8 protein-coding genes are annotated in these 14,096 nt (G+C 59.8%); 2 read left to right on the top strand and 6 right to left on the bottom strand.

Translation table 11 applies throughout. From position 1 onward, the window contains the following. Nucleotides 1-200 precede the first annotated feature (200 nt). The 6 genes from BN1241_RS10810 to BN1241_RS10785 form a co-directional block, all read right to left on the bottom strand. The gene (locus BN1241_RS10810; RefSeq protein ID WP_054953580.1) at nt 201-950 is read right to left on the bottom strand and encodes an SDR family NAD(P)-dependent oxidoreductase; all 750 of its coding nucleotides are present in this window, start codon (nt 948-950) and stop codon (nt 201-203) included. Nucleotides 951-952: 2 nt separating this feature from the next. Continuing rightward, complete coding sequence (locus tag BN1241_RS10805) at nt 953-1,954, bottom strand: 2-hydroxyacid dehydrogenase (protein ID WP_054953579.1); 1,002 nt, start codon at nt 1,952-1,954, stop codon at nt 953-955. 7 nt (nt 1,955-1,961) lie between these two features. Continuing rightward, nucleotides 1,962-3,491 (bottom strand): FGGY-family carbohydrate kinase, encoded by a 1,530-nt coding sequence (locus BN1241_RS10800; RefSeq protein WP_054953578.1) that lies wholly within the window; start codon nt 3,489-3,491, stop codon nt 1,962-1,964. 304 nt (nt 3,492-3,795) lie between these two features. Then, a complete protein-coding gene (locus tag BN1241_RS10795; RefSeq protein ID WP_054953577.1) occupies nt 3,796-4,359 on the bottom strand; it encodes a glycerol-3-phosphate responsive antiterminator in 564 nt (187 codons plus the stop codon). After that, nucleotides 4,352-5,149 carry a class I fructose-bisphosphate aldolase gene (locus tag BN1241_RS10790; protein WP_054953576.1) on the bottom strand — a complete coding sequence of 266 codons (798 nt, stop codon included), beginning with the start codon at nt 5,147-5,149 and terminating at the stop codon, nt 4,352-4,354. Before BN1241_RS10790 ends, BN1241_RS10795 begins: the two co-directional genes overlap by 8 nt. Nucleotides 5,150-5,607: 458 nt before the next feature. Then, on the bottom strand, nt 5,608-6,930 hold the full coding sequence (locus tag BN1241_RS10785) for a M20/M25/M40 family metallo-hydrolase (RefSeq protein WP_054953575.1): 1,323 nt from the start codon (nt 6,928-6,930) through the stop codon (nt 5,608-5,610). A gap of 254 nt (nt 6,931-7,184) precedes the next feature. On the opposite strand from BN1241_RS10785, the gene BN1241_RS10780 reads away from it, so the two are divergent. Then, the gene (locus BN1241_RS10780; RefSeq protein ID WP_187117633.1) at nt 7,185-10,718 is read left to right on the top strand and encodes a S8 family serine peptidase; all 3,534 of its coding nucleotides are present in this window, start codon (nt 7,185-7,187) and stop codon (nt 10,716-10,718) included. Nucleotides 10,719-11,168: 450 nt separating this feature from the next. Beyond that, entirely contained in the window at nt 11,169-13,913 is a 2,745-nt protein-coding gene (locus tag BN1241_RS10775; RefSeq protein ID WP_054953573.1) for a purple acid phosphatase family protein, read from the top strand. The last annotated feature ends 183 nt before the right edge of the window (nt 13,914-14,096 follow it).

Below are 14,096 nucleotides of genomic sequence, written 5' to 3'. Positions count from 1 at the left end.
GACTTTGTCGGCACGGTGAACTACACTGTCGTTAACATCAGCTTGGTGACAAACATGTGCGTGGAGTTTTGTTCTGGCATTTCCACAGTTTGTCCCGCAAGACCTCTCCCTGGTGAGAGGAGGACGCGGCGGGAAGGTTGGGTGTGGCCCCTATTCTCTTCCCGCCGCGACCGTTACTCAGTTCCCTCTTGTGACAGGGCTCAGTGCAGGAGCTGCCCGCCACTGACGTCGATGGTTGCTCCGGTCATGTATCCCGACTTTTCCGATACGAGGAATGTTGCGACGGAGGCAATCTGTTCGGCTGAGGCCACGTATCCGATCGGGATGCGTGCCTCGTAGAACTCCCTCTTGTCCTCCAAAGCGTCCGCAATCATCGGGGATTCCATGGTGCCAATTGCGAGGCAGTTGACCGTGATCCCGTTATTTCCCATCTCGCGCGCCAGTGACCTCGTCATGGTCACCAGGCCGCCCTTCGCGGTCGCATACGGGACGTGACCGGTCGACGAGCCACGGAACGCGGCCTGCGACGTGATGTTGAGGATCCTGCCGGGACGCTCCTGCCCGGTGCAGTGGGAAATAAACAGCTGCGAGAGGAGCATGGGGGCACCGAGATTGACCTCGATCGTGTCATCCCACAGCTTCTCGTCGAATTCGCCAATGTTGGCGGTGAGCCACAGGCCAGCATTGTTGACGAGAATGTCGAGCCCACCCAGTGCTTCAACCGACTTGTCGAAGAGGTTCCGTGTCTGGTCCCGCTGGGAAAGGTCGGCGTGAATGGGAACGACGGTGCCGTCGATCGAATCAGCCATGGCCCGTGCTTCGTCTTCACGGCTGCGGTAGTTGAGCGCAACGCTGGCGCCCTCCTCCGCAAGAAGCTTGACGAGCGCGGCTCCCATGCCGGAGGCCCCTCCCGTGACGAGGGCACGTTTACCGTTGAGATGCAGATCCATTCTTAGTCCTTTGCAAGAAGTTCGAGTAGTTTGGCGCTCAGTAGCTTCGGTGTCTTCGCGAACGCGTCCCGGGTCGATCCCGCCAGGTGCGACGTGATCGTCACGTTTGGTAGGGACATCCACTCCGAGTCAGCTGCGAGCGGTTCCTCATCAAAGGTATCGATTGCGGCTCCCATAATCTTTCCCTCTCGAAGGGCGGAAAGCAGGGCCTCCTCGTCAATGAGTCCCGAACGTGCCGTATTGACGAGCACAGCATTCGGCTTCATGAGGTTGAGGAGCTTCTCATCAACCAGGTGGTGGTTGTCCGCTGTGAGGCGGGAGTGAAGGGAGACAACATCGCTCGTGGAGACCAGTTCCTCGAGGGTGTCCACCTTCGTGCCATACTCGGAAGACTCCAGGTAAGGGTCGTAGAACTGGCAGTTCATATCCATTCCCTGGAGGAATCGCATGACGAGCTGACCGATGTTGCCGGCTCCGATGAGGCCGACGGTGCGTCCCTCGAGCTCCCAAATATTGTCCGAGTTCGGGAAGTCTTTCAGCCACACATGGTTCATCATCGCCGCATGGGTGCGAGCAATGTTGCGGGTCTCAGCCAGAATCATGCCGACCGTGAACTCGGCAACCGCGCGAGCGTTACGCCCACCCGTGTTGACAACCTGGACACCCTTGGCCTTTGCGGCCTCGGCATCAACGTTCTCCGTACCGCCGCGGAGCACACCAACGACCTTGAGGTTCGGGCTGTTGTTGATGACGGAGGCACCAATCGGGGCGAACTGGGTAATGATGACTTCGGCTTCGGCTGCCTTGGCAATGATGTCGGCGGGAAGCTCCACGCCGTTCGGGCCGTGCTGCTCGACTGCGAGGTTAACTTCCTGGAGTTTCTCGATCGATTCCGATTCCCATCCCACGTAGGTGATGGCGTGCCCGGCTTCGTGCAGTTCCCTCGTGCCCTCGATGAGCATGTCGAGGGGGATGAAGGCGTCGGCAATGGCAAGAATATTCATGAGTGTCCTATTTCGGGTGAGTAATAGTGTCGAGAATCGAGACGAAACGTTCGTAACGCTTCGCGAACAGTTCAGCGAATTCAGGATTCGGTTCGACCGTTGTGCGGGGTGCTGACGTCATGGCGCGTACCGCGCTCGCGACGTCCTCGTGCAGTCCGGCTGCGACCGCTGAACAGATCGCCGTACCGAGAGTTCCGGATTCGGCAGCATCGACAATGTCGAGGGGTTTGCCGATCCCGTCGGCAAACATCTGGAGCCAGATGCTGGAATTCGCGGCACCGCCCGTGAAGCGGACGTGGCCGGTCAGGTTCTCATCGTGGGCTCGGAGGTTTTCGATGTGGTACAGGTGGGAGAAGATGACGCCCTCGTACACGGCGCGGACCTGGTGGCGGATGTCGTGGTATCCGGTCATTCCCACAAAACCTGCACGTCCGCCGGGGATGATGTCGGTGCCGTTGATGTAGGGCAGGAAGATGGGGTCCTCACTCTCGGGGGTGAAGTCGTGGATCATCTTCTCGCATGCGGCAAACACCTCATCATCAGAAATGTCCTCATGGCCGAAGGCCTTGAGGGCCTTGCGGATGACGGAGTTGATGTACCAGTCGAGGTTTGAAACACCGTTCGGGCTCGCATCCAAGAACAGGTAGGTGTTGTCCACCGGGTACGGGACAGTCAGCCACACCTCATTATCGGAGTCGAGGTTGACGTCGCGTGACAGCACTTCGTTGATGGACCAGGTGCCGGTGATGACGGTGAGTTCGTGTTCGTCGACGAGACCGGCAGCCAGAGCGCTTGCCGCCACGTCCATGACGCCACCAGCGACCGGGGTTCCCGCCCTGAGTCCCGTCAACTCCGCAACTTCATCGGTAATGTAACCGGCAATCTCGGCAGATTCGCAGAAGGGCGGGAACTTGTCAGCCCAACGGGAGATTCCATAGAAGTCGAAGAGGTCACGGTCGAGCTCCTTCGTCACGACATTGGAGATACCAATGCCGCACGAGTCCGAGACCTCCATCTTTGCCTCGCCCGTCAGGCGGAACCGAATGTAGTCCTTCGCGGACAGCACGTAGTCGGCGTTGTCGAACAGCTCGGGCTCGTTCTCATCAAACCAGGCAAGCAGTGCAGGTGGCTGGCCAGCCCACACGGTTGAGCCGGTCTTGGCGCGGACTCGCTCATCGTAGGTCGGGTCCGCGAGCCACCGGTCAACAAATGCTTGCGCCCTGCCATCGGTCGAAATGACACCCGGACGGGGTGCACTGCCGTCCTTGCGGGCGAAGTAGATGCCGTTGCCGTGCCCCGTGACCGCGAGCGCAGCAATGTCTGCCGGGTCGATGTCGGATTCTTTCAGGACGTTCTTGATCGCGGTGACATTGGCGTCCCAGAACTGGTCGATGTCGCGTTCGGTGAAGAGCGGGCGGGGGTTGAGGGATTCGAGGTGGGCTTGGGAGAGTGCGTAGATCTTTCCCTCAGCATCGTAGATTGCTGCTTTGGTGACGGTGCCACCGTTGTCAATTCCGAGAACATATCGATTAGTCATCGTTGACTCCTCTGTTGCTGTGTTGATGGGTTGGTTGGGTGCTGCCTGTGGGGTTGGGATTGTGTCTGTGCTTAGGATTTCTATGGATCATGGATGAGTGACTCGGGTGCCGGACGATAGAACGTTCGCAGGTTTCCTGGGCCCAATGTTCGCCGTTCTCTTTCGTGCAGCGGTTGCGCTACGGCGCTTCCTCGTACCTGTCTTGCTCCTGCCCTACAGCCTGGCCATGTGAAGTCAGGTTTGTTCGGCACGTGATAGCGCCGTGTTCGACGAAAACTCTCCGGCCCTTGGATGCAGACCTCGTCTATTTGGATGGTTTCCACAGTCCTGGACTGGAGACGGTGATGGCGCGATATCCGCAGGCAAAGAGATTTTCTCTTTCCTTTTCGGTGACGATCATGCCCCCGGCGATGAGGGTGGAGGTGTCCGCGTAAGGTTCGAACAGGTCCCAGTATCGGTCTGCCATGGCTCCCGGCAGGATCTCGATTCCGTCCGGTCTGGTGTCTTCGAGGACCTGCTGCCCCTTTTCAAGGGAGCGGGAATCCATGATGAAGACCCGGAGGATTCCGATCATGCCGGCCTTTTGTGCGTAGGAGACAACCTGTGCGCTCTGGGTGAGCACACCGGCAACGCCGTACATGTTTTTCAGGAGCCTGATGCCCTGCCGGTCGGGTCGGAAGCCGCCGATGAGATCGCAGTGGACGAGGACTTTCCGGCTAGCTGCGATGCATTTCTTGGCGAGCGCCTCAAGGTTGCCGATGTGCACGTTGGTGAGGAGCACGTAGGGGGATGCGCTGTCGAGCGCCTTCTCAAGTTCTTTCAGGTAGCGGACTGAGGGGATGACAGTCCGTTCGGGAATTTCAATCATTGTTCTCGTTGTAGATGGTCATGGCTTGCTGTGCGGTCGCATCTTCGTGGACGAGAGCGGCGAGTGCAGACACCATGGCGAAGGGTTTGGGGTCTTGGGTGATGTTGCGGCCAACCGCCACACCCGCTGCGCCGCAGGCGATGACATGTTGGACGAAACCGAAGTAGGTTTCGTGATCGGATTTGGGCCCGCCCAGTGCCAGGACGGGGACCGTACAGTTATCGACAATAAGCCGGTCCTCATCGGTTCCCGAGAATCGGGTCTTGATAATGTCGGCACCGAGTTCTTCGCTGAAGCGTGCAGCGGTCGCGATCTTCGCGGGGTCCGCGGATTCTGGGCTGGTGACGGGGTAACCGAACGGGAGTGCTTCGCACATGAACGGCACATTCCATTCGGTGGATTGACGGACGAGCCGGGTTGCGAGTTCATTCGAGGCGCGCTCGTTGAAGGCCCCGGGGAAGTTCATGATGACAACGCCGTCCGCACCCAGCTTCAGTGCATCTGTCACGTCAAAGGCCGGCATCGTGTCCGGAACAGTAGCATCGTAGACGCCCGCGGTCACATCCACGCGCAAGGTCAATCCCACATTGGTGAAATAGTCGGCGAAGTTACGTGCCTGACCGTAGGTGACGAGCACATTGTCGAGTCCGGCTTCTGCCATGTCCGGCACTTTCAGTGCCGCATCGTCAATACCTGCAGTCTTTTCCGCAAACCCGAAACCGTCGAGTGCGAGTGACACCGATCGACCATCGGGGCCGAAAATATTGTTCATCCTGCGTGTTTTTGACATGTGCAGTAACTCCTTCGTTGACTTGTCACGCAGGCCGGGAACGAAAAAAGGCCCGCGCAACCGTTATTTGTTAGCGCCGAGCCTTCGTTACCATCCCGTAGTGCATATTTTGTTTCAGCCATCCTAACATCACCCAATCAGTTTTGTGAAAGGGATCGCATAGGTTGATCGAAACATCGAGCTTCTAACTGAGTCTTTTATATCTGAGCGGAACCTACCACCGCTTCAGTCTCGAAGGACACTCAACTGAGTCACGAGACGGCTTTCGGCTCATACGTGTCTTGCCGTCGCTCATACGTTTCTTACCGTCGAGAGGCGCACTGCGCAACCAGCACACGTCTCATCCGATTCGCTCCCTTGGACGTGGAAGAAGGTAGCCTCGGGCCCGGCTCGGTCCGTCATTCAACGGTCCGGCCGGGCCCTGTGTCTGTCACTGAGACGTCTGCGTGCAGAGTTTCTTAGCCCGCGAGGAAGCGTGCGAGTGTACGCGTACCGAATTCAAGCGATGCGAGCGGAACGCGCTCGTCATTGCCGTGGAACATGGCGGAGAAGTTGTAGTCAGCCGGTAGCGCGAGCGGAACAAAACCGTAGCCGGTAATCCCGAGTTGCATGAGTGATTTGTTATCGGTCCCGCCCGACAGCAGGTAGGGAGCGATGATCGCGTCGGGGTCCTCAGCCAGAATTGAGGCCGCCATCTTTTCCACCAGCGGAGCATCGAAGGGCACCTCGTAACCCGAGGTGCGAACGACCGATGTCACGTCAATGTCGGGGCCCGCCAGTTCACGAATCACGTACTCGGCCTTATCCTCGGTGCCCGGAATCGGCCTCATGTCAACGCCTGCCGTGGCAACACCGGGAATGACATTGACCTTGTAGCCGCCATTCAGCTGCGTCGGGTTGGCCTGGGTCTTGAGGGTAGCTCCAACGAACGGTGAAGCCGGCCCCAGTTCCTTGACGAGAGCTGCCAGATCATCCGGGTTTTCCGAGAACGGCAGTCCCGTCAGTTCCGCCACTTTTTCAAGCAGGATTCGAACCGTGTCAGTTAGTTCGATTGGCCAGTGCTCTTGGCCGATGAGGGAGATGGCGGTCGCGAGCTTCGTGATCGCATTATCATCGTTCACTTGAGAACCATGGCCGGCACGCCCCTTGGCTGACAGTGTCATCCAGTTCATGCCCTTTTCGCCCGTCTGGATGAGGTAAACGGTCTGCCCACCAACCTGGACCGAATAGCCACCCACTTCCGAGATCGCCTCGGTTGCGCCAGCAAACAGTTCAGGATGGTTGTCAACCAGCCACTGCGCTCCGAGCACGCCACCAGCCTCTTCGTCGGCGAAGAAGGCAACGATCAGTTCACGTTCGGGCTGCCAGCCGCGGGTTGCCATGTCCGCCAGCACGGTCAGGATCATAGCATCCATGTTCTTCATGTCGACCGCTCCCCTGCCCCACAGGTAGCCGTCCTTGATGACCCCGCCGAACGGGTCAACGGTCCAGTCCTCCACGATCGCAGGCACAACATCGAGGTGACCATGAAGAACGAGGGCGGGCAGCTCCGGGTTTGCGCCCGGCACGCGGAGAATAACGCTGGCACGTCCCGGCTCAGACTCGTAGATCTCCGGTTCGTACCCGTACTCCCTCAGGTAATCGACGACGAAATCGGCTGCGGGACGTTCCGGTTTCGTGCGGGGATCGGGCCCATAGTTGGAGGTATCAATCCGAATCAGGTCAGCGCATAGTTCAGCAACACGAGAGGTATCGATCGTTGCCGGGTCAACAGTAGTCATAGCGGCAACTCTAGTCGCCCGCACTCCGCCCAGCCATCGAGTCCGCCCCAGCCCAATTGATCGCGATCACGTAACGTATCGGCACATCGGACAATTAGCAATGAATTGGGAAAATGAGGTGCAATTGCTGAAATTTGCCTGAATCCTGTCTCAATGTTCACTTAATGGATGAAAAAAAATGTTAGGTGAAGCATAATCGGAAGAACTTCGTCGCGAGGAAGCGTCGAATGAGATGTCAAATAAGAGGAGAACACATGACTAGTCATGTACCTGGTTCTCGGAGAAAGCTCCGCACCTGCATCGCCACATTTGGTGCAGGTGCGCTCGCTTTTGGGGCAATGGTTGTCCCTGCGCATGCAGCTCCGAGTGCGGAACCTATCCATGAATCCGATCCGTCACCACTTATCGCTCAGAGTGCCAATCAGGCAACAATCACCGGCTCAGCCTACGGTTCCCGGGCAACCGGTGAATGGTTCGTGTCTTTCAAATCCGCACCCATCGTCAACGGTGGAACCGAAGCCCGCGTCCAGGCAGAACTCAGCCAGTTTGAATCAGCTATTTCCGACCTCGATGTTGAGGTGAAGGCCGACCATAGTGAGCTGTGGGCAGGTGCTGTCGTCACCGCCGACGATGAAGAACTTGCCAAAGTCCTCGACCGCGTCGACGTGGCCGGGGTCTTCCCCGTTCTGCTCGTTGACGCACCGGAGAAGCTCGACCTTGGTGCCGAACCGGAGATGCAGTTCGCGGCCGGCATGACCGGAGCCGACTACCTGCAGGAGCTCGGTGTCACCGGTGAAGGCCAGGTCATCTCCATCATTGACTCCGGTGTCGACATTGATCACCCGGCTTTCGGTGGCACCGGTGTCTCGGATGCGACCCCGTGGGGCGCCGAGGGTAACGGCAGCCGCATCATTGGTGGCTGGGACCTCGTCGGCGACAACTACAATGCCGATCCGGCCTCACCGAACTACGATCCGGTGCCGGTTCCGGATGCCAACCCGGATGACTGCCAGGGCCACGGCACGCACGTTGCCGGCATCGCCGCCGGTAACGACGCAACCACGGGCCGCAAGGGTGTCGCACCCGATGCCCTCATCCTCGCCTACCGTGTGTTTGGCTGCGACGGTTCCACCGACTCCGCCATCTTGCTCGAAGCGATGGAGCGCTCCGCAGCCGACGGTGCCGACATCGTCAACATGTCGATCGGCGCTTCCTTCATGACCTGGCCGAACTACCCGACCGCTGTCGCGGCCAACAACCTGGTGGATGCCGGTGTTGTCGTCACCGTTTCACAGGGTAACTCCGGTGACTCGGGCATCTTCTCCGGTGGTGCTCCCGCCGTTGCCTCGAAGGTGATCTCGGTCGGTTCGGTCGATAACTACGCATCCGAATCCCCCTCGCTGATCGTCGCGGATCAGCAGATCGCGTACAGCCCCGCTTCCGCCTCGCCCGCGCCGCCCGCCGACAACACGACACTGCCGATCATCGCCTACCCGGCCGGCTCCGAAACCGGTGCTGTCCCGATTGAGGGCGCTGACGGCAAGATTGTCCTCATCCAGCGTGGAACCAGCTCGTTCTACGACAAGGCACTTGCCGCTCAACAGTCGGGTGCGGCCGGTGTTGTCATCGACAACAACACTGCTGGCATCATCAACGCCACCGTTGAGGGCGCAGAGCAAATCACGATCCCCGTTGTCACCATCACGCAGGAAGATGGTCAGGCCATCCGAGCTGCCCTCGCTGACGCCGAAGAAGAGCTGACGCTCACCTGGTCCTCGGAAACCGTGGTCTCCGAAATTGCAACCGGTGGCCTCATCTCGGACTTCTCTTCCTACGGCCTGTCGGCCGACCTGACGCTCAAGCCCCAGGTGTCCGCACCCGGTGGTTTCATAAACTCGGCATACCCGCTGGATGCATCAGATGGTGACGGATCCGGTTACGCAACCATGTCCGGTACCTCCATGGCAGCTCCGCACGTTGCTGGTGCGGCCGCCCTCATTCTCGAGGCCAGCCCACAGCTCAACCCCAGCCAGGTTCTCACCAACCTGCAGAACACCGCAGACCCGCTCCTGTGGTCGCTCAAGCCCGAATCGGGTCTTCCCGAGCCCGCACACCGCCAGGGTGCCGGCATGATCAACATCCCGAACGCCGTGTTCGCAAACCTCTTCGGCACCCAGGTCAGCCCGTCGCAGATTAACCTCCGTGACGCAGACACGGGAGCCTCCGAGACGCACACGCTGACGGTCACGAACCGCAACGACGTTGACGTCACCTACACTCCGTTCCACATACCCGGTGTGGCAACAGCAGGCATGAACGAGCTACCCGACTACTACGGTGCTTACGCAACCGTCACCTGGTCTGCGCAGTCCCTGACGGTCCCCGCCGGTGGCACCGCCACCATCAACGTCACCATCACCGAGCCGACCGGCTTCGAGGGTGGTATCTACGGTGGCCAGATCGGTCTCGACGGTTCCGATAGCACCCAGTCCATTGTCGCCTACGGCGGCATGGCGGGCGACTACGAAACCGATCGTTCGTTCATGACCCAGTGGACCTATGCCGACTTCGGTTTCACCGCGGAGGACGTGGGTGACCTCGTCGATACTCCAATCTATTCCACCCCGGGCCTCGGTGTCCTCGAATCGTGCTCGACACTGCTCGAGGGCGAGTGCGTGAGCGCCGGCAACTACAGCTGGGGTCACGACGAGTACGTGTACTCGATGGCTGACGGTGACACCCCGTACGCCATTCTCCACATCGAGAACCCGATCTCGTCGCTGAAGATCGAAGCGTTCCACGCAACCGCTTCCGGTGGTAAGGGCGCACCCGTGAGCCCCGACTACAACATCGTGTACGAATCAGACGGTGAAGGCTCCATGCCCGGCATCCAGGTCTTCCAGTGGGATGGCACCTACCTGAAGTACGCGGAATCCGATCAGCCGCTCAAGGCTCTCGACGGCGACTACGTCATCGAAGTCACCGCGGTCAAGGGCGTTGGCGATCCGTCTAACCCCGACCACGTCGAGACCTGGCTCTCCCCGGTCTTCACGATCGACCGTGACGGCCAGCCGGGCGAAGGCCCCGGCACCGGCTCGATCAACGAGAACGTCAACAAGGGCTTCCTGCTCTACAACGACTTCACCTCCCCCGCTGACCACTACTTCAACTACGGCCGCAAGGGCGACGAAGTCTTCGTAGGCGACTGGGACGGTGATGGCGTCGACACGATCGCTGTCCGACGTGGCACCACCTTCTTCGTCCAGAACAAGCTCACCGGCGGCAACGCTGAAACCTCGTTCAACTACGGACGCAAGGGCGACGAGGTTCTCGTCGGCGACTGGAACGGCGACGGCAAGGACTCCTTTGCAGTCCGCCGCGGCAACACCTTCTACGTCACCAACGCGTTGCGCGGCGGCAAGGCCGACGTCCAGTTCAACTACGGACGCAAGGCCGATGAGGTCTACGCAGGTGACTGGGATGGCGACGGCAAGGACTCCTTCGCAGTCCGCCGCGGAAACGCCTACTTCGTCAACAACGATCTCCGTGGCGGTTACGCATCGAACACCTTCAACTACGGTCGTAAGACCGATGATGTGCTCGTTGGTGACTGGGATGGCGATGGACAGGACACGATCTCGGTACGCCGAGGTAACGTCTTCCATATCTCCAACTCCCTCGTTTCCGGCAACGCCGCACGCTCCTACACGGTGGGACGTGCCACCGATGAAGTTCTCGTCGGTGACTGGAACGGCGACGACATCGACACGATCGGCCTGCGCCGCTAATCGATAATGTCAACACGGGAGCCCCGGTAGCTTGTGCTATCGGGGCTCCTTCTGTTTCTTATCTCAACCCAGCTTCGCTGACACGAGACGGCACCACCGCTTCTCAAGACTCCTGTACTACCTGTCCTCGCCGCATAGCGGTGCAGCGCGGGCGGTTCAGCAAGACCGAGCTCTCCTATGCGGTCCAACACGATCATGATCAGGCCCGAACCGCGCCGTGTTTCAAGACTCAATCACGAGCGTTGTTTTAGGACGCAATGACGAGCCTCCCTGGCCACATGCTTATTGCGTCACACAAAGGTCAACGACTAATGATCGAAGGTGAAGATGCTTGCCACTTTTCATGCATTAGCCTCTGGGAGTTGGCCAGACGTTTACTTGTCGTGGGATGTAACTTTACTTCGGCTCCCTAGGTTGAATTTGTCAGTGTTCTCCCATGGAAAGCGTGTAATGAACAAGAAACTTGCCGCCCTCACGGCGGCCATGACCGCGGGCCTGATCGCAGTCACCGGACCCGCCGCACTCGGCGAGCCCGCCGAAGCCAAGCCCAGCCTCGAGTCCCCCGCACTCTCCTCCACCAACGACAACCCAACGGTTGTTGATGGCAGGACCGTCCCCACCGAGGTACGTGACGGTTTCCGTGTCCTCCCCTACCTGCAGCGCGCAGGCTCGACGGAGATGACGGTCAACTGGTTCTCCGAAACCGGTGGCACCAGCCCGATCACCGTTCACGGCCCCGGGCTTCCCGCAGAAGGCCTGACGCTCGAGGTCGAGGGCGTGCACAACCCCGTCAACACCTACCAGGCAGGTGAACTCACCCTCAAGGACCTCAACAAGAACAACGCCAAGGGCAGTGTTCCTCAGGGCACCTGGATCCGTGGCGAAAAGCCTTACAAGCACTCCGCTCGCATCACCAACCTGGTTCCGAACTCCGACTACACCTACTCGGTGAACGAGGACGGTTACGTTCACGAGGCATCCTTCTCGACCTTCCCCGAAGCGGGCAGTGACCTGACCGAACCGATCCACATCATCGCCTTCTCCGATACTGAAACGGACCCGGTTGGGCGCGTTACCTTCCGCGAGTGGGTGGAGACCACCACCCTCGCCGAAGGTTCAGAACCCCGCCCCGGCGCCGACTCGGTGTGGGCACAGAAGTACGGAACCTCCACGCGAGACGGCAAGCTTGCCGTCAACTACCCGGTCACCGAGGACGACGCTCAGCGACTCAACAACATGATCATCGAGGAGCAGGATCCCGACATGATCATCCTCGCGGGAGACCTGACCGAGCGTTCCTCCTGGCAGACCCACTGGGACGAATGGTTCCGCTACTTCGCGGGCGACCAGGGCCAGGTTCTCGACTCAATCCCGATCTTCACCTCCCCCGGCAACCACGAGGTTTACGGATACTGTGCTTCGGCCGATGACTGCACGCCGGTCATGAGGGCACGCGCAGCATACAACTGGTCGATCGATACACACGGTTCCACCAATGAGCACGCACTCGACGCCTACCACCGCACCGACTACGGTCCGGTCACCTTCATTTCCATCGACTCCACCAACGGCACCGACCAGGTGCCCGGCGACCCGGCCCCCATCTCCGGTAACGACGCGAACATCACCGATGAGCAACTCGGTACCGACACCCAGAACGCTTTCACCATCGAGCAGTACCAGCGGGACTTCCCGAAGGCTGTGGAGATGGGCTGGTTCCCCGGCGTGGAAGCGGATGATCCGATCGATCAGCCGAACTTCATGCCCGGTTCAGAACAGTACATTTGGCTCGAAGAGCAGCTGAAGGACGCACGCGCCCAGGGACAGACGATTGTTCTCCAGTGGCACCACGTTGCCTACTCGAACGGCACCCATGGCACGACCATGAACCACACCACCGATACGGACGCTCAGCCCGGCACCCCGATGCGCCACCTCCAGCCCCTCCTCGAGGAATACGACGTCGCAGCTGTCTTCTCCGGACACGACGAAATGTTCCAGTCTTCGTACGTCGACCAGGCCGGCGACGGCACCGGTGTCTACCACTGGGATGTTGGTGTCGCATCCGACGGACTCCGCGGCGACAAGCTCACCCTGAACGACGAGGGCGAACGTGTTCCGCTCCTGTTCAACACCCACTCGACGTGGATGGCGCAGGCTGATGAACCGGAAATGTGGGAAACCAACGAGAACGGTGTCACCCACCTCGTTTCGGGTGGTAAGCACTACGGCCACCTCGACATCAAGATCCAGCCCTACGAGGGCAACCCCCTGACGACGGGTGAGATGCCGGCTGCGGAAATGGTCATGACCCCCGTCTCCATGTTCCCCATCCTTGACGACAACTACGATCTCGTGGATGTTGAGCGCCGCGAGATGCTGTCAGGTCAGCAGTCCGTCTACCTCGACGCCAATGGCTCACCCATGGCTGGCGAAATCGGCGAAGCACCGGTCGATCCCGACCCGGAACCGGAACCGGAACCCACTCCGACCCCTGACCCGATCCCGACCGGTAACGCCTTCGCTCTGTCGAACTCGTGGGATTCCACCACGCACGATGTTGCCTTCGCTTACGGCCGCATCGGTGACGAGGTCCTCGTTGGCGACTGGGATGGTAACGGCACCGACACCCTCGCGGTCCGCCGTGGCAACACGTTCTTCGTCAACAACGAACTCAAGGGCGGCAACGCCACCACCTCGTTCAACTACGGACGCAAGGGCGACGAAGTGCTCGTCGGCGACTGGAACGGGGACGGTAAGGACACGTTCGCGGTCCGCCGAGGCACCACGTTCTTCGTCAACAACGAACTCAAGGGCGGCAACGCCACCACCTCGTTCAACTACGGACGCAAGGGCGACGAGGTCCTCGTCGGCGACTGGAACGGGGACGGTAAGGACACGTTCGCGGTCCGCCGTGGCACCACGTTCTTCGTCAACAACGAACTCAAGGGCGGCAACGCTTCCACGAAGTACAACTACGGACGCATCGGTGACGAAGCGTTTGCTGGCGACTTCGACGGAGACGGAACCGACACTGTCTCACTCCGCCGCGGCAACAAGTTCCACGTGAACAACTCCCTCCGTGGTGGTAACGCGGATAGCGTTCTTGCCTACGGCCGCGCATCCGACATCCTCTTCATCGGAGACTGGGACGGAAACGGCACCGACACCCCCGGTGTGAACCGCCCGAACTAGTTTCCGCGCAGTATCACTATCAAGGTGATGCGACACGGATAACGATCGGTCTGAGGGCCCCTCTTCGGAGGGGCCCTCACCACTTGGAAATAGATGGCACATAAACATCCGATATGTGCCGCGAACTTGCTGCTGCCTGAATCACTGCTGGTCATCAACCTGAGCGAAGCCGCACGGGAATAA

It is taken from the genome of Flaviflexus massiliensis (genome assembly GCF_001375495.1).
Classification (GTDB): domain Bacteria; phylum Actinomycetota; class Actinomycetes; order Actinomycetales; family Actinomycetaceae; genus Flaviflexus; species Flaviflexus massiliensis.
This window is presented reverse-complemented; position numbering and strand designations above follow the sequence as displayed.

Excerpts from the sequence above, each read along its gene's own strand:
- BN1241_RS10810 (WP_054953580.1), bottom strand. The coding sequence starts at position 950 with ATGGATCTGCATCTCAACGGTAAACGTGCCCTCGTCACGGGAGGGGCC.
- BN1241_RS10805 (WP_054953579.1), bottom strand. The coding sequence starts at position 1,954 with ATGAATATTCTTGCCATTGCCGACGCCTTCATCCCCCTCGACATGCTC.
- BN1241_RS10800 (WP_054953578.1), bottom strand. The coding sequence starts at position 3,491 with ATGACTAATCGATATGTTCTCGGAATTGACAACGGTGGCACCGTCACC.
- BN1241_RS10795 (WP_054953577.1), bottom strand. The coding sequence starts at position 4,359 with ATGATTGAAATTCCCGAACGGACTGTCATCCCCTCAGTCCGCTACCTG.
- BN1241_RS10790 (WP_054953576.1), bottom strand. The coding sequence starts at position 5,149 with ATGTCAAAAACACGCAGGATGAACAATATTTTCGGCCCCGATGGTCGA.
- BN1241_RS10785 (WP_054953575.1), bottom strand. The coding sequence starts at position 6,930 with ATGACTACTGTTGACCCGGCAACGATCGATACCTCTCGTGTTGCTGAA.
- BN1241_RS10780 (WP_187117633.1), top strand. The coding sequence starts at position 7,185 with ATGACTAGTCATGTACCTGGTTCTCGGAGAAAGCTCCGCACCTGCATC.
- BN1241_RS10775 (WP_054953573.1), top strand. The coding sequence starts at position 11,169 with ATGAACAAGAAACTTGCCGCCCTCACGGCGGCCATGACCGCGGGCCTG.